Raw genomic sequence first — 18,423 nt, 5'->3', positions numbered from 1 at the left:
CTATTTCCGTTAATTTTTTGTATATTCTCAATAAATGGCCTTGTTGAGAATAACGAGTTTACAGGGTTTCAGGAGTTTTCTGCACCACTAAGAGCGCAGGGTTACAGAACACTAGACGAGATCGCCCTGTCTTTGTCTGATTCCTTCGAGTGCCACGACTAAATGAGGCTCTGATATTGATGCCGCTGAAATCCGCCGCAACATCATTCCATGTCAATGCTGCCAGCTCCCCAGGCCGCGCCGCTGTATTGAACATCGCAAACACATAAGGATAGTAGCTGGCATAGTACAGACTTGTTTTGAAGCCTTGCAGAATTGCCTTAATCTCTGTTGGATTGAAGGGCTGTATTTCCTCGCGGTCATTGGCTTTGATATCTTTGGCTAGCTCAGACCAAGGTGTGCGCTCGCTGACTCGATATTTGCCTGCGGCCCATTCCCAACAGCCATTCAAAACCCACAGGTAATCTTTTGCAGTGCGATTGCTGACAGATTCCTGAATAACCGCTGCAAAATTGCCAGCCTTGCCCTCTGTAACGTGATGAGCTGGGATATTAAGCGATCGCCTCAAATGACTCAGTACCCCTGAGTATCGTCGCTGAGCACCATTTGATAAGCCACGCTCAACCTTATGCTTCAGGAATCGCTGAAACAGTTCAGGGCAGCTTAGCTCAGTGGCCTGAGTACCTACAGTTTTGGGTTTGTACTTCAGCAGAGAATCATCAAATTGATTGAGGGACAGATCTAATTTAACCTGACCCAGAATTGATAGGGCATAGCCTCTCTGAGCCTTACCGTCTTCAATCCCTAAAGATATCGTTCTAGTCTTCCCACTGTGGCGGCATCGGATGCGTAGCCGACCATCATGATTTTCAATCCAAGCATTAGACATTTAGGGGTAAAGTCCTTTGCTCCCGTTCGGGAGCGAAACAACAGTACCCAACAGCCGAAAAACCCCTTTAGAGGTTGCTTATTGACAATAGAACAGGCTAAAAGCGAAATCCCACTAACGCTAAAACCCTTGTCTAGTCTATATCCCAAGCAAATCGGGATGATAGGATTTGAACCTACGACCCCCTCGTCCCGAACGAGGTGCGCTACCAAGCTGCGCTACATCCCGGTTTTGTTGCTTCGAACCTCAATATTACAACACCCAAAGGGGCTGAGACAACGTCCCCCAGCCTCTATCTCTGCCGATCCGATCCTAGAGAAGCACTGGCAGACATATCTTGTTCGGAAACTGGTATCGCGATCGAGGTGCTGGGCGGCAACGGCTCTGCTTCGTCGATCGCGGGTAGCCGTTCCCAAAGCTTGGGCAGGCGATCGCGCTGATTCACTAAATAAATACTCACCAAGGTCAAACAGACGCCCAGAAACTGGATGGGGCTGAGGACTTCCGCTAGAAACAGATTTCCAAAGATGAGAGCAAACACCGGAGTCAGAAAAGTCAGCGCGCTCAGGCTGGTCAAATTTCCCTTTGAGGCAAACCAGAAAAACAGACCGTAGGCGATCGCGCTGCCAAAAACCGTAGAGTACCCCATCGCCAACCAACTTTGGAGCGTTAAAGCTTGCCACGGATCGTTCTCCCAAAGCAGAGAACCGATGAGGAGCGGAATGCCGCCGATCGCCATGTGCCAGCCCGTTGCCATCACCGGATCTACGTATTTGCTCACGCGCTGAATCATGACAGTGCCCACTGCCATTGAGAGTGCCGCCAGCAGCATCCAGCTTTCGCCTCGGCTCAAAAATGCCTGCACGCTATCCCACGGCGAAAGGTCTAAAGTCGGCCAGGCAAAATGGCCGCCAAACCAATCGAGAAGCCACTCATCGGGCAGCCCAATGCAGCTAATGCCCGCAATCCCGATCGATAGGCCCAGCCATCCCCAAAATCTGACCTGTTCGCCATAGAGCAACCAAGCTAAGAGCGCCACAGCTAGAGGTTGGGAATCGATCATAACAGAACCGAGGCCCGCTCCCGTTTTGGAGAGTCCGGTTACCAAAAAGCCTTGAAATAAAGTCGCGTCCACGAGGGCAAATAGCACAATCCACAACCATGCTTTCCAGCCTCGGGGCTGGGCCTTGCCCAACAGGGCTGCTGCCAAGATCACTAACAGGCCCGCTGGCACTAATCGCAAGGTGCCCACAAACAACGGACTGCTTCGATCCATGACCCCCTTCATGGCAACCATCGCGGTCCCCCACAAGAAAAATGGTGCGATTAAGAGCAGCCACTGGAGGAGAGATTTAGGATGAGTGGACGAGTCTTGCATGGTCAACCGGATAAATAAAAAGCGTCACAATTTGAACCGAACACTCCCGTTCCGAACGAACTCCGTCCAGAACGGTTAATAGTGACGATCTTACTTACATTTCTTAAAGAAGTGGATGAGATCGATACCGATCTTTCCGTCGCGCGCGCGCTTTCCCTACACTGGTGATGGCTTTGCGATAGAGTCAAAGAGCAATCCCTATAATGGTCCAGGAAAATTTCGTGACAGTTCGCGTTCGCATTGCACCCAGTCCCACGGGCAATCTCCACATCGGTACCGCCCGCACAGCCGTCTTTAACTGGCTGTTTGCCCGCCACCATCAGGGTCAGTTCATTCTGCGCGTCGAAGATACCGACCTAGAGCGATCGCGCCCCGAATATACCCAAAACATCATCGATGGACTCACCTGGCTGGGCTTAACCTGGGACGAAGGTCCGTTCTTCCAGTCCGAGCGCATGGACTTGTATCGTCGTGCCGTGCAAACCCTTCTGGATAAAGGCTTTGCCTACCATTGCTACACCACCCCTGCCGAGCTAGAAGCAATGCGTGCAGCGCAAGAAGCCAACCACGAAGCCCCTCGCTACGACAATCGCCACCGCAACCTGACAGCCGAGCAAAAAGCCGCATTTGAAGCCGAAGGTCGCAAACCCGTGATTCGGTTCAAAATTGAAGACGATCGCACGATCTCCTGGAAAGACTTGGTGCGGGGTCAAGTGACCTGGCAAGGCAAAGACCTCGGTGGCGATATGGTCATCGCCCGTGCCGCCTCCAGTACCGAAATGGGGCAGCCTCTCTACAACATGGTGGTCGTGGTCGATGACATTGATATGCAAATCACCCACATCATTCGCGGGGAAGACCACATTGGCAATACTCCCAAGCAAATTTTGCTCTACGAAGCATTAGGAGCGATCGTTCCAGAATTTAGCCATACACCCCTCATCCTCAGCCCCTCCGGCAAAAAGCTCTCTAAGCGAGATGGCGTCACCTCTATCTCCGAGTTTCAAGAGATGGGCTTTGTTGCTCCAGCCTTGGTCAACTACATGACCCTTTTAGGCTGGTCGCCGACCGACCCCGCTAAAGAACTGTTTTCCTTAGCCGAAGCTGCCCAAGATTTTGAGATGCAGCGCGTGACCAAAGCAGGCGCTAAGTTTGACTGGGACAAACTGGACTGGATCAATAGCCAATATCTCCACGCCATGCCCATTCCCGAACTCACGGATCGTCTGATCGGCGTGTGGCAAAAAGCAGGCTATGACACAGAAGCCACGAACCGACCCTGGCTGGAGCAGTTGACAACTCTCCTCGCTCCCAGTCTTACCCGCCTCAATGATGCTGTGGAACAAGCTCGAGTCTTTTTTACTCAGGACTTGACCCTTGGGGAAGAAGCCCTGGCCCAACTCCAGCAAACCAGTGTCCCAGAAGTGCTGACCTTTATTACCGCCCAGCTTAAGGAAACCCCTGAATTGACAGCAGATGCTGCTAAAGACCTGATTAATCAGGCCGTGAAGCAACAGGGAGTCAAGAAAGGATTGGTCATGCGTAGCCTCCGAGCTGCCCTAACGGGTGAAGTCCACGGCCCTGACCTCATCGAAACCTGGCTGCTTCTGCATCAAAAGGGTATCGCTCAACAAAGGCTGGAAAAGGCGATCGCAAAGAGTTAGCTCGATCTTGCAAGCGGCAAACTCAGCGGGTTTCGATAAAAAAGTAGACGGTCATCCCCAAGCCGATCGAGATGACAAAGCGGCGAACCCATTTTGGATCTGCTTTGCGGACGTAGTAAACGCCCCAGTATCCGCCCACCAGCGTGCCAATAGACATGACAATGGCGTGGGGCCAAAGCACTGCTCCCGATACAATAAATGTCGCCATCGCAATGCCATTGATGCAAGCGCTCAGGATCGTTTTGAGCGCGTTCATGGCATGGATATCTTCCATCCCCATCAGACCAAACAGTGCCAACAGTAAAATGCCGACGCCCCCACCAAAAAACCCGCCGTAGATGGCGATCGCCAACTGAAGCGCTGAGAGGCCCGCAAGCGCTAATTTAGAGCGTCGCACCGGATGGGAGCGCCTGCGTTGCAGCCGCTTCAATAACGGGTTGAAGGCAAATAGAAGGGTTGCCACCAGCAGTAAGTAGGGCACTAGCTTCGCGAATACGGCCTGGGGTGTCTTCAACAACAACAGGGAACCGATGACACCCCCAGCCAAACTGATGCAGACCAAACGCCATAATTCTGGCGATCGCACCCCGAAATCGCGACGATAAGCGTAGAGACTCGCGAGATATCCGACCCAAGTTCCGGTATTGTTAGTTGCGTTGGCATTAATGGGAGGCAACCCCGCAAAAATGAGGGCAGGGAACGAAATAAAGCTGCCTCCACCTGCTATGCCATTGAGCGCCCCTGCGATCGCGCTGGCAGTCAATAGCAAAATCCATGGTAGTAGGAGCGCCAAAATTGCCATAAATTTCTCAATGCGAAAGGCCCGTCCATCGTCTGGTGCCGTTCTATTGTCCTGCAGCACGAAGGATTATTATAATTGCCGCGCGCTCAAATTCTGATTCATTTAGAACAAAAATAAAATCTATATGGAATACTCTTGCCGAAGGCGGTCAACCCAATGGATCGCTGATGGGGTCAAACATGCTAGCGGGTCAATGCCGCATTCAGGCGGCATTGGCAATGCTTGACGATCGCAATCAGACAACCTATTCAACCGCTAGTATCGTCCGCCATTACGCTCAGCTCAACGCGCTTCAGCCCGCAGAAAAAGCAATACTCAAACTGCTTCAACAGCAGTCTACGAGTATCAAAATGCTCGACATTGGTGTTGGCGGCGGACGTACCACGCAACATTTTTCAAAGGTAGCCTCAGAATATATCGGGATTGATTATTCTGCCGGAATGATTTCGGCTTGCAAGAAACGATTTGCATTATCTTCTCAGAATGTGGAGTTTGCAGTCTGCGATGCCAGAGACATGAGTCAATTTGAAGATGACTCTTTTGATTTTATTTTATTTAGCTTTAATGGCATAGATTATGTTTCGCATCAGGATCGACTCAAGATTTTCCAAGAAATCAACAGAATAGGGAAGCATGGAGGATCTTTCTTTTTTTCAAGTCACAATCTTCAAAGCCTTGAAAATGAATTTAATATAAGAAAGCAGCTCAGTCTCAACCCTTTAAAAACCTACGTCAATCTGGCAATGTACTTGTTGCTGCGTTTAGTCAACCGCCCGACGAACTTGGCTCAGATCGAAGCTGCCGATCGCGCTATCATCCGAGATGAATCTCATAACTTCCGGCTCAAAACTTACTATATTAGGCCTAAAGAACAGATTCATCAACTAAGCGATTGGTTCGAGCGATGTAAAGTTTATTCTTGGAAAGAAGAAGTAGAAATTTTAAATATACAGGACCTGAAAACCAATAGTGATATGTGGCTTTACTACCTTTGTAGTATTGACAAGTATCGTTCGTAGAATTATATCCATAGGTCTATTTCTAAAGCCTTGGAGTCATACCATCGAACGAGGAAATATTACATTTCTGCGTTTATGGTTTAATTTAATGTTCCAAAAATGCCTACAGGAAAATTTTTCATGAGCAGTCCTTATTCAAATCCATCCGAACTCAAGCCACCTCAAAACATCACTCCTTCAAAGGGTACTATTTCCTCTGTCCTGGCTGTGGGAATCCCGATCGCCCTTTTATTTTTAGGGTTGTTTACTGGCGTGCTCAATCCATAACGATAGCCAGGTCGCAGTTAAGCTACTGATTTGGGTTGAATTGACAATGCTTTAGTGTTTTGCCGTTGGGAGACATTAAAGCATTGTTTTATTCTCTCAATGTTGAATGCGATCCGATCGGTCGCTCGTTCTTTACAAATTCTCAGGTTCGTTTTGCAACCGTTGAGGATTCAAGAGATTGACCGCGTCTTTGGGGAGCTGGGCGATCGCCTCTTTCACAAACGCCTTCACGAACTCATCCCGGCGATTCAGCTCGAACTGCTGCTTCACGACCGCCGTAATGCCACCATCGCCCCAATCTTGGTCGTTTCGGAAGTACTGGATGAAGCTTTTGCCCGCAATGCGGGTCAGGTAAGCGGCACTCACGCTTTGAATGGATTTGCCGACGACATAGCCGCCCACGCTCAACTCTAAAGCCGTCGTCACGACTTCCATTACACCCGTCACAATGCCAACGCCCGCGAGGGTTTTGGCTAGGGATAGCGCCAATTCCTTGCCGCGCTCCAAGTCCATCTCGCAGCCGTAAACGCGACCGAGTTCGACGACCATTTGGGCGTTGACGACAGCGGTTGCGAGCAAATCCACCACGGGCAGCGGCGTAATCCAGATCGCCCCCGCCCCGATCCATTGGAAGCGATCTACGAGACGATTGGCCTGTCGCAGACGCTGTTCGTCCATGAGCTGTTTCACGTCATCGCCCAGCCGAGTTGCTTGCAGCAGGATATTGTCAGCCAGCAACTCCTCTCCCTCAGAGCGCAGAATGAGGACCATCTGCCGCAGCAATGCCACGATGTCGGGGTTCGGCTGAACGGTCTCTCCAGTGGCAAGACGCAGGGCGAGCGGGGCAGCGGCGATCGCCACAATATCCGCATCTGGCACTCGTTCTTGCAATCGCTGCAAAATGGCATTGCGGTCGGCGGCGGGATAGCGATCGATTTTGTTAAAGACTAAAATAAACCGCTTGCCAATCTGTTGCAGGGCTTTCAGGGCTTGGTATTCGGACTGAGTCAGGTCTCCATCCACGACAAACAACAGCAGGTCGGCTTCTGTCGCCAGTTGGCGCGCGGCTCGTTCTCGCTCAGTTCCGGCTACGCCTACTTCTAGCAACCCCGGCGTATCTGTAATGTGCAGCTCTCGCTGAATGCCTTTGAGGTCAAATTGGTAAGTTTCGCCGACGGTGGTGGTGCCCATGATGGGCGAAACGGCTCCCGCGACGCGGCCCAACAGCGCGTTGACCAGCGAGGTTTTACCCGCCGAACCCGTCCCAAAGACGACAATATGCAGCTCGCGGTATTTCAGGCTTCGTTCTAGTTCTTGCGATCGCAGCAGCAGTGCCTGCCGTTCCACTTCATCCTGAATAGTGGCAACCTGACGGCGAACGGCTTGGAGGGTTTGGTCCACCACCGCTGATTTTTGTTCGGGTAGCTTGACGGGTGCTTTGCGAACCCGATCTTTACGGCGCGGGCGGCTGAAAACAATGCCGTAGTAGACGAGCACGCCCATGAGAAGCAAAAACAGGACAGCAATGCCAGCGATCAGTACGTTTGCCAGCAGTACGGAGGTGGCAGCAACGCTCGCGTAAAGCTGAAGGAGCGTGTTGGTCAGCCACAGCATCAGGCCCAGAACCGCACTGGCACCGATCGCAAGCAGAGCTAACCGAGGAACGCGCATAGGCCGCTATGGCAAATGTTTGGCGATGGAGCTGAATCCAGGCAGGTCGAGGCTTTGGCGTTTCCACAGGCGTACCATCAGCCACAGGGACGCGACAAAATAGCTGGAGGAAAATACGCTATCGAACAAGGTCATCCAAATCTGCGCGCCGATCGCGTTTTCGTCGATCGCGCCCAAGGATGCGTTGAACGCGAGGCTGCCTAGAATCCAGGCCAGACCGAGGGTCACGCTCAGACGGCTCAGATTGCGATGGTGGCGATCGCTTTTCCGGCGGGTGAGGATCCAAACCGCAGGCACCATGCCAAAGACGGGCACCAGGTAGGCGAACATCACCAGGCGATTCAAGGTGGGGCTGTTTAAAACGTCTCGGACATCTTCCATCGTGCTGAACTCCTGGCAATAAGCCAATGATATCTATCCTAGCGATGCAACCCTTAGTATGCCCATCTTTAAGCTTGAGGTTGCGCGAACGCTCGGCGTGCCGCTAGCTTGTTTTATGGGAAAATTTGCTTGAGGTCTAATCGGGCATCTGCAAAGCCAGGAATGGGAACAGACTCATCGAGTAGGGAAATCTGTTTGCTGCGATATTGAAACTCGCCCTGAGCGGTTGGATAAGGCTGACTGTAACGCTCGAGCTGTTGAGCATTGAGGTTAACGATCCAATAGTTAGCAATCCCAGATTCTGCATAGAGGGTCAGTTTGGTTGTTCGATCGTAATCCAAGGAGGAATCGGCAACTTCCACGACCAGTAAAATATCTTCGGAGTATGGATGATGGGCTAAATAATCCGTGTCGCGGCCTCGAGCAATGACAACGTCGGGTTCTGGTTCGCTGTTCGGCAACAGGGCGATCGGTTCTTGTCCGCGAATGACTGCGCGATCTTCTAATAACCGATCCAATAGGCGGCATAGCCGAGAGGTACAAAATGTATGCGGTATGCCTTTTGTTGCCATTTGCATCAATTCTCCGCGAATCAGCTCAATGCGTTCGTGTTTGCCGTCTCGTAGAGCACCGCCTTCTACTAAAAACCCGAGCTGTATGAGTTGATGATATTCATCAATGGTGAATCGTTTGGCTGTAGCAACAGTCATAAAGGATCCTCTCAGATGATGATTAGCTGGCTACGTCGCCCTTTGTACGGACTTATAGCACTATGGAGCTGAGTTTTGAGGCGATGGGCTACTAAAAGGGTTGGCCGAAGGGGTCGCTCCGCTTTGAGTGCTGACAATCAACTGCTCGATTTTATCTTTGACTTGAGCGGGGGCAAGGGCCTGAGCGGACTTAAAGAGGGTCAAGGCTTCTGCATTATTGCCTTGATTTTTCAAGACAATTCCTTTGGCGACCACTGGGCGAAAATCATTGGGGCTTTCCTTTTGGAGGCGGTCGTAGAGGGCGATCGCCGCTTCGCTTTTTTGTTGTGCCAAATACACGTCGCCCAGCAATAGCTCGATTGCGGGCAGGTCAGCGCTATTGGGCTGCTGTTGGTTGATTTGCTTGGCCGTGGCGATCGACTTTTGCAGAAAATCGAACGCCGCTGCGGCCTGATTTTGCTGGAGTAAAAGGGTAACGTATCGCTGAAGCGCTTCGGTGTTGGTCGGCTGCTGGTCTAGCACCGCGCGATAGGTCTGAACGGCAGCAGCGCCATTGCCAGATTGCTCCTGAGCTTGGCCCAGCAGAATCGAGTAAAGCGGTTGGCCGGGGTTCAACTTGGTCAGCTTTTCGAGGGGTTCGATGACATCTTTAGGCTGGCGCACGCCCTGCTGAATCAGCTTGAGCCGCGTTTCCAGAAGACCTTGGAGGACGGTTGGATTATCGGGGTCGCGCTTCAGCACGAGCTGATAACCTTCTTCTTCTTTTTGGAGCGTCTCGACAGAATCGGCAGCACCGGGTTTCGCCGTAGAAATGGCGGTCGTTTGTTTCTGTTGCTGCTGGTTGAGGATACCGCCAATCAGCGGAAAAATAGAAAGGCCGATGAAAACCAGACTAGAAAACCCCAAAACAGCGATGGTTCCCCAGCGTCGCGATTGTTTTTGCACTCAAATCATCTCAACTCTTAGGCTACTATCGGTGGTTCGCGTTTGACCCGACCGTTCGCCCTCGATCCTAGCAAAGCTTTGTCTATCTCCGCGGGCATCAAAAATCTCTTAACCGTCATTCCCACTCGATCGTGCCGGGGGGCTTGGAGGTAATGTCGTATACCACGCGGTTGACCCCCTCCACTTCGTTCACAATGCGGTTTGAAATTTTTTCCAGCAGCTCGTAGGGAGCGCGGGACCAGTCTGCGGTCATGCCGTCTTCGCTAGAGACGAGACGCAGCACGATGGGGTAGGCGTAGGTGCGCTTGTCTCCCATCACCCCCACGCTGCGCACTGGCAGCAGCACTGCAAATGCCTGCCAATAATCGTGATAAACGCCCGCGCGGTTAATTTCTTGCCGCACGACTAGGTCGGCATCGCGCAAAATATTGAGGCGCTCTGCCGTCACTTCGCCGATAATCCGAATCGCTAGCCCTGGCCCTGGAAAGGGATGTCGCTTGACAATTTCGTCCGGCAGCCCCAAAACGCGACCCACTTGACGCACTTCGTCTTTGAAAAGCTTGCGCAGCGGTTCGACCAGCTTAAAGCGCAGATCTTTGGGCAACCCACCGACATTGTGATGGCTCTTAATCTTGACCGCAACGCGCTCCCCGGTTTCGGGATCGACGTTGGTGTCGGCGGATTCGATGACGTCTGGATAAAGCGTGCCTTGGGCTAAGTAATCAAAGGGTCCCAATCGCCGCGACTCTTCTTCAAAAACCTGAATAAACTCGTGACCGATGCGCTTGCGCTTTTCTTCCGGGTCGGTGATGCCTTTGAGGCGCGCTAAAAAGCGATCGCGGGCATGGACGTACTCCACTGCAATATGAAATTCTTCATTAAACAGTTTGACCAATCGTTCCGGTTCTAGCTTGCGCATAAAACCTTGGTCGATAAACATACAGGTGAGCTTGTCGCCAATGGCACGGTGCAGCAAAAACGCCAGCGTGGAGGAATCTACCCCGCCGGAAAGGGCTAACAGAACGCGCTTATCGCCCACGCGAGCCCGAATTTCGCGGATGGCTTCTTCGACAAAGGCATCCGTCGTCCAGGTAGGCTCGCACTCGCAGATGTGGTAGACAAAGTTGCGAATTAAGGATTGCCCGCCAATCGAATGAACCACCTCCGGGTGGAACTGCACGCCAAAGAGACGGCGATCGTGGTGGGCGATCGCCGCACAGGGCGTATTAGCGGTATGGGCTAGAGTCTTGAAGCCATCGGGGAGCTGAGTGACGGAATCCCCGTGGCTCATCCACATAATGGTTTCGTTCTCCACATTGGTCAGGAGATCGGTCGGGTCGTCGATGTACAGCGATGCCTTCCCGTACTCGGCGAGATCGGACTGCTCGACTTGGCCGCCCAACTGCTGCACCATGAGCTGCATGCCATAGCAAACCCCCAATACGGGAATCCCCAGCTGCCAAATATCAGGGTCGCACACCGGAGCGCCTCGATCGTAGACCGAGCCAGGGCCCCCGGATAAAACGATTCCCTTTGGGTTGAGCTGTTGAAGCTGAGCGGCTGTCGTGCGGTAGGAGAGCACCTCGGAATACACCTGGGTTTCTCGAATGCGACGCGCTATCAGCTCGGAATACTGAGACCCAAAATCTAAAATCGCAATCATCTGACGATTGAGCGCCTGGGTGCCATTTTCGGTAGGCTGTGGCGATGCAGTCGTAGACTGCTGGGCTTGAGAAGGCACTGAGATCATCCCCGCTCCTGAGTCAGACATAGTGTGAACCGAGACAAAATAGCACTGAATAAATAGAGACTAACAGGGACGCTAGGGTTCGTCTGACAAGAACAAAGCCCTCTCCAGGCTTCTGTCCCAGGAGCCTAATACATTAGCCTCCAACTGGGTATAGATTTTGTCGCGCTAGCCTAGATTAGGCAAGATTTTAAAGGGAGTTTATATATCTTTAAGTTTAGGTTCTGCAGGTCGGTTTTGCAATTCTTCTCCGGCCTAAAGCGTTAGAGATTTTAACCCTTCACGCCGCTGCCGACGTCTGAGGGCACAATATAGCGCTGCATGACCAAAAAGAAGAGCAGAATGGGTGCAATGGAAATCACGGAACCCGCTGCTACCAAGCGCCAATCCAAAGAAAAGGTGCCCGCCAGTTTCGAAACGCCAAGGGGTAAAGTGTAGTACTGCGGGTCGTCTAGCACGATCAGCGGCCACAGAAAGTCGCTCCAAGCTCCAATGAACACGAAAATCGTGAGCGTCACTAAGGCCGGACGGACGGAGGGCAGCATGACGTTCCACCAAATCCCCAGTTCGGAGCAGCCATCCATGCGGGCAGCCTCTTCTAGGTCTTTGGGAACGGTCATGAATGCCTGCCGCAACAGAAAGATGCCGAAGGCCGAGGCGATCGCCGGAAAAATGACCCCGAGGTACGTATTCTTGAGGCCCATCTGCACCGTGAGAATGTACAGCGGAATCATCACAATCTGAAAGGGAATCATAATCGTGGAAATGACCGCCGCAAAAATCCAGTCCTTTCCGGCAAAGTCAAGTCTTGCCAGGGGATAAGCCGCTAAGGAGCAAAAGACGAGGTTAAACCCTACCGTCAGAACCGACACCAGCAGGCTATTGATGAAATAGCGCCCAAAGGGCTGACTCTCCCAAACGCGGACGAAGTTTTGCAGCGTCGGATGGGCGGGCAAAAGCTGCGGCGGAAACTGAAAGATATTTTCGGAAGGCGATTTCAGGGCCGTGCTCGCGAGCCACAGCAGCGGTAGCAGCATGACCGAGGCGATCGCAATCAATAACGCGTAGGTCAACCCTTGCCGCACCCAATCGATGGGACGAGACGACCGTCTAGAAGAAAGTTTCATACTGTTGCGTTTGATAGTCACACTTCGCACCCATTTGGCTGGGCTTAGCAATAAATAAAAGGGCGAACCTTACTAGTTCGCCCTTCATAGAGTCTAGATTATCGCACGCAGCCGCACGACCGCGCTCGCAAACGATCGCCCTCTACGAGCGATCCTTCAAAAGGTCGACCTTCATCATTCTTAAAAAGCAAACGCTCAAACTATGAAGCCTCTGCTAATTCAGCCTCGGAAGAAACCTGCTTTAGATGAATATGGCGGCGACCCAGAGAGATCTCAAACTCATCCCCAGGATGTAACTCCATCTTCTTCGTATAGGCAGCCCCAATCAGCAAATTGCCATTGGCCTGAACGCTGATTCGAAAGCTAGCACTCCGTCCCCCGCGACTGTTGCCATTGCTAGCCCGACCGTCTAGCTCAATGCCTTCGGCATCGATAAGGGCATTGAGAAACTTCATCATATTGAGGCGTTCGCTACCGTCTGGCATAACGGTGTAGTAGCCGCACTCTTTTGCCTTATCTTCTTTCGTTAAATTCTCCAATTCTCGGACCCGAGCGAGTAACGCTTCTCCCTTTAACGGGGAAGATTCCGCCTTCTTTTTAGTGGTAGTTGCCATTCGTCTTCAATCCCAAGTAAAGTATTGCACTAGCCAAGCACTTTATCTGCCGTTCGCAGACAGTTAAGCATGGTGTATAAACTACCACGATTAACTAATTTATTTTACTTTAAATCCAAATTAACGGATATAGCAAATAGAAAAGCTGAAGAATTAGTAAGCCTTAAAATATCCCTTGCAAAAATGGCGAGCGACGACTGACGAATGCTTGAAATCTCATTACTAAGCTAGAAAAGCTTTTAAAGGTCAAGGAAAGGTCTTAAAGATCGAGCAAAACTGAGAATTCATCGCAACAATAGTCATTTCCCCCCTCGACTGGCTTATTCCTGCGGTTTTTAAGTCTGTCGAGGAATTTCATAGGTTAGAAAATCGTGGGCAAGTTCTGTCTTAGGAAAAATAGCCCTAGCTTCCTTCAGCAAGTCATCGAGCTGAACGGTGCTCCCCGGTGCGTACCTGGGACTAAAGTGGGTCAAAAACAAATGCTTTACCGAGGCTGTGAGCGCCACTTGGGCGGCCATTGTGGAGGTAGAATGCAACCGTTCGCGCGCCATTGTAGCGTCCTGATGGGCATAGGTCGATTCGTGGATCAATACATCTGCCCCTTGAGACAAATGAACTGCGCCATCGCAGTAGACGGTGTCGGTGCAGTAGACGAGCGCGCGACCCATTTGGGTTTCGCCGCAGAGTTCCGCTCCGTTAATGCTGCGGCCATCCGCTAAGGTCACGGTTTCGCCGCGTTTTAATTGGCCGTAAAGAGGGCCAAAGGGAATACCCAGAGCCGTTGCCTTATCGACATCAAATCGACCCGGACGATCCTTTTCTTGGATGCGATAGCCGAAGGCAGTGACGCGATGTTCTAAATGGGTGCAATAAACGTCATATTCTTCGTCGGAAAAGACCAATCCCGGCTGAATTGTATGGACGCGAATCGGATAGGAAAAATGCGTTTGAGAATAGCGGCGACAGGCTTGTAAGTACCCCTCTAGCCCTGCTGGCCCGTAGATGTCAATTTGACTTGCATTTCCAGCCAGCCCGCAGCTTGCCAATAAGCCCATCAATCCGAAGATATGATCGCCATGCATGTGGGTTACAAAAATGCGGCGGATCTGGCTTATTTTTAGGTCGCTGCGCAGCACTTGATGCTGGGTTCCTTCTCCGCAGTCGAGCAGCCAAATCTCAGCGCGTTGTGCCAGCCGAACGGCAACGCTCGAAACATTTCGCGATCGCGTTGGAACACCGGAACTAGTACCGAGGAACGTAATTTGCAAAATTCCTAATCCTAATAAAACCTGAGGGAATTGTTGTCCTTCAATCATACGATTGAAGCATCTTATTTTTGGATTCGACGCGCTCGAAGCTCGGTGGGTCGAGCAAAGAATCCCATTTTTGGGGCTAAAGACCGGATCGATCGCTTGCAGGATGCTTGCAGGATCGTGGAAAGGTGTTATGCTCTCATTCGTCAAACCTTGACTTTAGGGTTAGGAGCTGTCGCTCCTCGCAACAGACGTCCCTCTGAAACAAATCTGACGCGGCTTGGGTCGATGGCATCCATCCGCTCGGCGAGGGGAGCAACTTAATGGTGAGATAAAGAAACTGCGGATCCAAGACAAATCGGCACCTCAGTTTTAGTGCCTCAATTTTCGATCTGATTTAGCCGCGCCGCCCGCCGTTTTCATTCTAATGGAGTATCGTTCTATGACTTGGCCGTTTCGCCGACCTGAGTTTTGCCGAGGTCCTCGGAGCGATCGCAAAGCGTCTCCACAGGAGAATCGCGAAACGTCTGTGCAGGAGAATCGCAGAACATCTGGCCAGGAGAATCGCCTCAAACCCACCTGGGTTTTATTTTGGCTGTTGCTCGCAGCCCCTGCCAGCGCGATGGACATTCGCGTTGGCCTCAGTCAGGGAGCCTCAACCGTGACTGTGGGCAGTTCCAGCACGGCTGACCTTTTAGATGGCAAGGGAACCGTCATCGGACAGCTTCCGGCCTTGCAGGGGTTCAATGCAACTGCGGTCCGGGGTGGCGTGAGCCTGAACGGCAAAAAAGCATGGCAGATCCTGCTCAAGCCCAAGGAAAATGGATTGACCTACGTGGGCGATCGCGGGACGGCCTCTGGCGGGCGCTGGTATCGCGGCCAGGTGAGATTGGTCAGCGGCGAGGGTGGATTGATAGTCGTCAACAAACTCAATCTAGAAGACTACGTTGCCAGCGTCATTGGCAAAGAAATGTACCCGACTTGGCCTCAGGAAGCGCTCAAGGCTCAAGCCGTTGCCGCCCGCTCCTACGCCATCTACCAGCAACAGCACCCGAAGTTCAAGCTATTCGACGTCCTGAGCACGACTACGTCCCAAGTCTACGCGGGGCTAGACGGCGAAGCGAACTCCACTCAGACTGCAACCCAGACCACTGCGGGCCAGGTTTTGACCTACCAAGGCAAGATTATAGAATCGGTGTTTCACGCTGCATCTGGGGGGCATACTGAAAATTCTGAAGATGTCTGGGTCAAAAGCGTACCGTATCTGCGCGGCGTTCCAGACTTCGATCAGTCGGCTCCCGTATTTCAATGGAGTTTGATGCTGACCGCAGCGCAACTGCGCCAGCGGATTCCGGGCATTGGGGATATTATTTCCGTGACGCCTTTGAAAACCACTCCCACCGGACGAATTAGGACCCTTAAAATTCAAGGCAGCAGGGGATCTCTCCTGATGAAAGGGAGCGATGTCCGTCGCGCGTTAGGACTCAAAAGTACGCGCTTCACCGTGAAGCCTGAATTTGGTGCGGTGGCTGGCGATAAAGTGTCTAGACCCGTGGGGTTTCAAGTGGTGGGACAGGGTTCGGGTCACGGCCTGGGGCTGAGCCAGTGGGGAGCCTACAGCCTCGCACTCCAAGGCAAGCCTTACCAAGAGATTTTGATGCACTACTTTCAAGGCGTGTCCCTCAGCAACCTCTACTGAGAGACCTAGCGTTTGGGTTTAGCCAAAGCGACCCGATACGTAATCTCGGGTAATTTCCTGTTTGGGATCGGTAAAGATGTTGACGGTATCGTCGTACTCGACCAGATAGCCGACTTTCCCGCCTTTGGGCGTCGCTTCGGCATTGAAAAAGGCCGTTTTGTCGGAGACGCGGGAGGCCTGCTGCATGTTGTGAGTCACGATCACAATGGTGTATTGCTCCTTGAGATCGTTCATGAGTTCCTCGACCCGTAGGGTGGAGATCGGATCGAGGGCCGAGCAAGGCTCGTCCATCAGAATCACCTCTGGATTAATGGCGATCGCCCTTGCGATACAAAGCCGCTGCTGCTGCCCCCCAGATAACGATAGCCCGCTAGCCTTGAGCTTATCCTTTACTTCATCCCAAAGGGCGGCTCGCTTGAGCGATCGCTCGACCAACTCGTCGAGATTGCCTTTATATCCATTAATGCGCGCGCCAAAGGCAATATTTTCGTAAATCGATTTCGGAAACGGGTTCGGCTTTTGAAACACCATCCCAATCTGCCGCCGAACGACGACGGGATCTATCCGCTTGTCGTATAGATTTGTGCCGTGAAACAAGACATTGCCCTCAATCCGAGCGCTCGCCACAAGGTCGTTCATGCGGTTAAAGCAGCGCAACACCGTGCTTTTCCCGCATCCAGAAGGGCCGATCAGCGCCACAATCTTGTTCTTGGGAATATCTAAAAAAACATTCTTGACCGCTACGGTTTCGCCATAGTAGACCGAAAGATTTTCAGTCTGAAGCGTGAATTGAGTTGCCGCAGACATGGTAGAAGGTTGAGTAGAATTCATAATATATGGCTAACAGTGACTGAGTGCATACTAAAAACGCGTTGCAATGGATCCATAGCTCTTAGCCACTACAAAAGTATACCCATTACGTAAAGGCTAGGTTAACGAGGGAAGCAACGGGTATCCCCTAAGCCAGAATTCGTTCTAGATCTAGAAGCAAAAGGAAAAGACGCGGTCTCTTAACCTATCCTTTACGTGAATTCTGTATGCTCTTTTACCAACGGCCTGTAGTATTACAATGCCATCTTTTAAGTAGAAAGTTAGAAAAACCTGATGTTTCTCCGTTCTAGAGCAATTCGCTGGACTATCGCCACTTCTGCTGCGGCATTGACCTTCGGGTTAGTATCTTGCCAAGGCCAATCCGACGCTCCAACTGCATCTCCCGGTGGAGCTGCCTCACCAGTTGTCACAGAAAAAGTAACCCTGAGCGGTGCCGGTGCATCTTTCCCCGCACCTCTTTATCAACGATGGTTTTCAGACTTCAATCAAGCCAATCCTTCCGTTACCGTAAGCTACCAGTCTGTGGGCAGCGGTGCTGGCGTGAAACAGTTTACTGCGGGCACCGTGGACTTTGGAGCCAGCGATGTTGCCATGACGGATGAAGAAATCAAGCAAGTGCAAAGAGGCGTATTGATGCTGCCCATGACCGCAGGGTCAATCGTGCTGGCTTATAACCTACCCGACCTTAAAACGCCCCTCAAGCTTTCGCGAGCGGCTGTAGCCGATATCTTCTTGGGTAAGGTTAAGAACTGGAACGACCCGGCGATCGCCAAGGCCAACCCCGACGCTAAGCTCCCCAGTTCCCCTATTGGGATCGTGTATCGCTCCGATGGCAGCGGGACCACGGGCGTGTTTACTAAATTCCTGAGCGCGATTAGCAGCGAGTGGAAAAGTAAAGTGGGCGATGGAAAGACCGTGAAATGGCCTACCGGAACCGGTGCCAAAGGAAATGAGGGGATCACAGCTCAAGTTCAACAAAATGCGGGTTCGATGGGCTACATCGAGTACGGCTATGCCAAACAAAATGGGCTGACCTTCGCCGCTCTTGAAAATAAAGCGGGTTCCTATGTAGAGCCGACCGATGCATCAGCTCAAGCGACCTTGGCAGCAGCAAAGCTTCCTGAAAACATGCGGGTCTTCATTACCGACCCCGATGGAAAAGACACCTATCCAATTGTGACCTACAGTTGGATCTTGGCGTATAAGACCTATCCTGACGCCAACAAGGTCAAAGCTCTAAAGGCGATCGTGAACTATGGGCTGACCGAAGGTCAAAAGGTCAGTCCCGAGCTAGGTTACGTGGCGCTGCCAGAAAATGTAGTAACGCAGGTTAAAGCAGCCGTCGATACTATTGCTGTCAAGTAACTAAACCAGCAGAGCGTTAAATCTGCAGGCGTTGGGGCTAGCGCCAAGAAAGAGAACATCC

Annotated in this window: 17 protein-coding genes and 1 tRNA gene; 5 read left to right on the top strand and 13 right to left on the bottom strand. The window is 51.8% G+C overall.

The features are described 5' to 3' along the window. Positions 1 to 58: 58 nt before the first annotated feature. From xerC to R6H26_RS22245, 3 genes are all read right to left on the bottom strand, one after another. Entirely contained in the window at positions 59 to 889 is an 831-nt protein-coding gene (gene xerC / locus R6H26_RS22255) for a tyrosine recombinase XerC (protein ID WP_404785639.1), read from the bottom strand. Between the two features lie 154 nt (positions 890 to 1,043). After that, positions 1,044 to 1,117, bottom strand: a tRNA-Pro gene (locus tag R6H26_RS22250). A 64-nt stretch (positions 1,118 to 1,181) separates the two neighbouring features. After that, positions 1,182 to 2,267: a DMT family transporter gene (locus tag R6H26_RS22245; RefSeq protein ID WP_404785638.1), complete on the bottom strand. Its 1,086-nt coding sequence runs from the start codon at positions 2,265 to 2,267 to the stop codon at positions 1,182 to 1,184. A 221-nt stretch (positions 2,268 to 2,488) separates the two neighbouring features. Here R6H26_RS22245 and gltX point away from each other — a divergent pair, with 221 nt between their 5' ends. Beyond that, positions 2,489 to 3,931, top strand: a complete 1,443-nt coding sequence (gene gltX, locus R6H26_RS22240; RefSeq protein WP_404785637.1) for a glutamate--tRNA ligase — start codon at positions 2,489 to 2,491, stop codon at positions 3,929 to 3,931. 22 nt (positions 3,932 to 3,953) lie between these two features. On the opposite strand, the gene R6H26_RS22235 is transcribed toward gltX, so the two are convergent. Next, positions 3,954 to 4,793, bottom strand: a complete 840-nt coding sequence (locus R6H26_RS22235) for a sulfite exporter TauE/SafE family protein (RefSeq protein ID WP_404785636.1) — start codon at positions 4,791 to 4,793, stop codon at positions 3,954 to 3,956. A 119-nt stretch (positions 4,794 to 4,912) separates the two neighbouring features. On the opposite strand from R6H26_RS22235, the gene R6H26_RS22230 reads away from it, so the two are divergent. Together R6H26_RS22230 and R6H26_RS22225 are read left to right on the top strand one after the other, a co-directional pair. Then, positions 4,913 to 5,752 (top strand): class I SAM-dependent methyltransferase, encoded by an 840-nt coding sequence (locus R6H26_RS22230; RefSeq protein ID WP_404785635.1) that lies wholly within the window; start codon positions 4,913 to 4,915, stop codon positions 5,750 to 5,752. A 120-nt stretch (positions 5,753 to 5,872) separates the two neighbouring features. After that, complete coding sequence (locus R6H26_RS22225) at positions 5,873 to 6,019, top strand: hypothetical protein (protein WP_404785634.1); 147 nt, start codon at positions 5,873 to 5,875, stop codon at positions 6,017 to 6,019. A 132-nt stretch (positions 6,020 to 6,151) separates the two neighbouring features. Here R6H26_RS22225 and R6H26_RS22220 read toward each other — a convergent pair whose 3' ends face one another. The 8 genes from R6H26_RS22220 to R6H26_RS22185 form a co-directional block, all read right to left on the bottom strand. After that, positions 6,152 to 7,690, bottom strand: coding sequence for a YcjF family protein (locus tag R6H26_RS22220; RefSeq protein ID WP_404785632.1), 1,539 nt, complete (start codon positions 7,688 to 7,690; stop codon positions 6,152 to 6,154). 6 nt (positions 7,691 to 7,696) lie between these two features. Continuing rightward, complete coding sequence (locus tag R6H26_RS22215; protein WP_404785631.1) at positions 7,697 to 8,071, bottom strand: hypothetical protein; 375 nt, start codon at positions 8,069 to 8,071, stop codon at positions 7,697 to 7,699. 113 nt (positions 8,072 to 8,184) lie between these two features. Continuing rightward, positions 8,185 to 8,781 carry a Uma2 family endonuclease gene (locus R6H26_RS22210; protein WP_404785629.1) on the bottom strand — a complete coding sequence of 199 codons (597 nt, stop codon included), beginning with the start codon at positions 8,779 to 8,781 and terminating at the stop codon, positions 8,185 to 8,187. 60 nt (positions 8,782 to 8,841) lie between these two features. After that, complete coding sequence (locus R6H26_RS22205) at positions 8,842 to 9,726, bottom strand: tetratricopeptide repeat protein (RefSeq protein ID WP_404785627.1); 885 nt, start codon at positions 9,724 to 9,726, stop codon at positions 8,842 to 8,844. A 115-nt stretch (positions 9,727 to 9,841) separates the two neighbouring features. Then, positions 9,842 to 11,389 (bottom strand): glutamine-hydrolyzing GMP synthase, encoded by a 1,548-nt coding sequence (guaA, locus tag R6H26_RS22200; RefSeq protein WP_404791414.1) that lies wholly within the window; start codon positions 11,387 to 11,389, stop codon positions 9,842 to 9,844. A 356-nt stretch (positions 11,390 to 11,745) separates the two neighbouring features. Continuing rightward, on the bottom strand, positions 11,746 to 12,600 hold the full coding sequence (locus tag R6H26_RS22195; RefSeq protein ID WP_404785625.1) for a carbohydrate ABC transporter permease: 855 nt from the start codon (positions 12,598 to 12,600) through the stop codon (positions 11,746 to 11,748). Positions 12,601 to 12,800: 200 nt separating this feature from the next. Next, positions 12,801 to 13,214 carry an AbrB family transcriptional regulator gene (locus R6H26_RS22190; RefSeq protein ID WP_404785624.1) on the bottom strand — a complete coding sequence of 138 codons (414 nt, stop codon included), beginning with the start codon at positions 13,212 to 13,214 and terminating at the stop codon, positions 12,801 to 12,803. 335 nt (positions 13,215 to 13,549) lie between these two features. After that, the gene (locus R6H26_RS22185) at positions 13,550 to 14,482 is read right to left on the bottom strand and encodes a ribonuclease Z (protein WP_404791412.1); all 933 of its coding nucleotides are present in this window, start codon (positions 14,480 to 14,482) and stop codon (positions 13,550 to 13,552) included. 427 nt (positions 14,483 to 14,909) lie between these two features. Between R6H26_RS22185 and R6H26_RS22180 the strand changes: the two genes are divergently transcribed. Further along, on the top strand, positions 14,910 to 16,166 hold the full coding sequence (locus R6H26_RS22180) for a SpoIID/LytB domain-containing protein (RefSeq protein WP_404785622.1): 1,257 nt from the start codon (positions 14,910 to 14,912) through the stop codon (positions 16,164 to 16,166). Positions 16,167 to 16,184: 18 nt separating this feature from the next. Here the strand turns inward: R6H26_RS22180 and pstB are convergent, their stop codons facing one another. Next, a complete protein-coding gene (pstB, locus tag R6H26_RS22175; RefSeq protein WP_404791410.1) occupies positions 16,185 to 16,973 on the bottom strand; it encodes a phosphate ABC transporter ATP-binding protein PstB in 789 nt (262 codons plus the stop codon). Positions 16,974 to 17,270: 297 nt separating this feature from the next. On the opposite strand from pstB, the gene pstS reads away from it, so the two are divergent. Beyond that, positions 17,271 to 18,362, top strand: coding sequence for a phosphate ABC transporter substrate-binding protein PstS (gene pstS, locus R6H26_RS22170; protein ID WP_404785620.1), 1,092 nt, complete (start codon positions 17,271 to 17,273; stop codon positions 18,360 to 18,362). Positions 18,363 to 18,423: the final 61 nt, after the last annotated feature.

Source organism: Altericista sp. CCNU0014, from assembly GCF_044923475.1.
Taxonomy (GTDB): Bacteria; Cyanobacteriota; Cyanobacteriia; order Thermosynechococcales; family Thermosynechococcaceae; genus JAAURS01.
This window is presented reverse-complemented; position numbering and strand designations above follow the sequence as displayed.

Excerpts from the sequence above, each read along its gene's own strand:
- R6H26_RS22225 (WP_404785634.1), top strand. The coding sequence starts at position 5,873 with ATGAGCAGTCCTTATTCAAATCCATCCGAACTCAAGCCACCTCAAAAC.
- R6H26_RS22210 (WP_404785629.1), bottom strand. The coding sequence starts at position 8,781 with ATGACTGTTGCTACAGCCAAACGATTCACCATTGATGAATATCATCAA.
- R6H26_RS22180 (WP_404785622.1), top strand. The coding sequence starts at position 14,910 with ATGACTTGGCCGTTTCGCCGACCTGAGTTTTGCCGAGGTCCTCGGAGC.
- R6H26_RS22190 (WP_404785624.1), bottom strand. The coding sequence starts at position 13,214 with ATGGCAACTACCACTAAAAAGAAGGCGGAATCTTCCCCGTTAAAGGGA.
- R6H26_RS22215 (WP_404785631.1), bottom strand. The coding sequence starts at position 8,071 with ATGGAAGATGTCCGAGACGTTTTAAACAGCCCCACCTTGAATCGCCTG.
- R6H26_RS22195 (WP_404785625.1), bottom strand. The coding sequence starts at position 12,600 with ATGAAACTTTCTTCTAGACGGTCGTCTCGTCCCATCGATTGGGTGCGG.
- pstS (WP_404785620.1), top strand. The coding sequence starts at position 17,271 with ATGTTTCTCCGTTCTAGAGCAATTCGCTGGACTATCGCCACTTCTGCT.
- xerC (WP_404785639.1), bottom strand. The coding sequence starts at position 889 with ATGTCTAATGCTTGGATTGAAAATCATGATGGTCGGCTACGCATCCGA.
- guaA (WP_404791414.1), bottom strand. The coding sequence starts at position 11,389 with ATGATTGCGATTTTAGATTTTGGGTCTCAGTATTCCGAGCTGATAGCG.
- R6H26_RS22220 (WP_404785632.1), bottom strand. The coding sequence starts at position 7,690 with ATGCGCGTTCCTCGGTTAGCTCTGCTTGCGATCGGTGCCAGTGCGGTT.
- R6H26_RS22245 (WP_404785638.1), bottom strand. The coding sequence starts at position 2,267 with ATGCAAGACTCGTCCACTCATCCTAAATCTCTCCTCCAGTGGCTGCTC.
- pstB (WP_404791410.1), bottom strand. The coding sequence starts at position 16,973 with ATGTCTGCGGCAACTCAATTCACGCTTCAGACTGAAAATCTTTCGGTC.
- R6H26_RS22230 (WP_404785635.1), top strand. The coding sequence starts at position 4,913 with ATGCTAGCGGGTCAATGCCGCATTCAGGCGGCATTGGCAATGCTTGAC.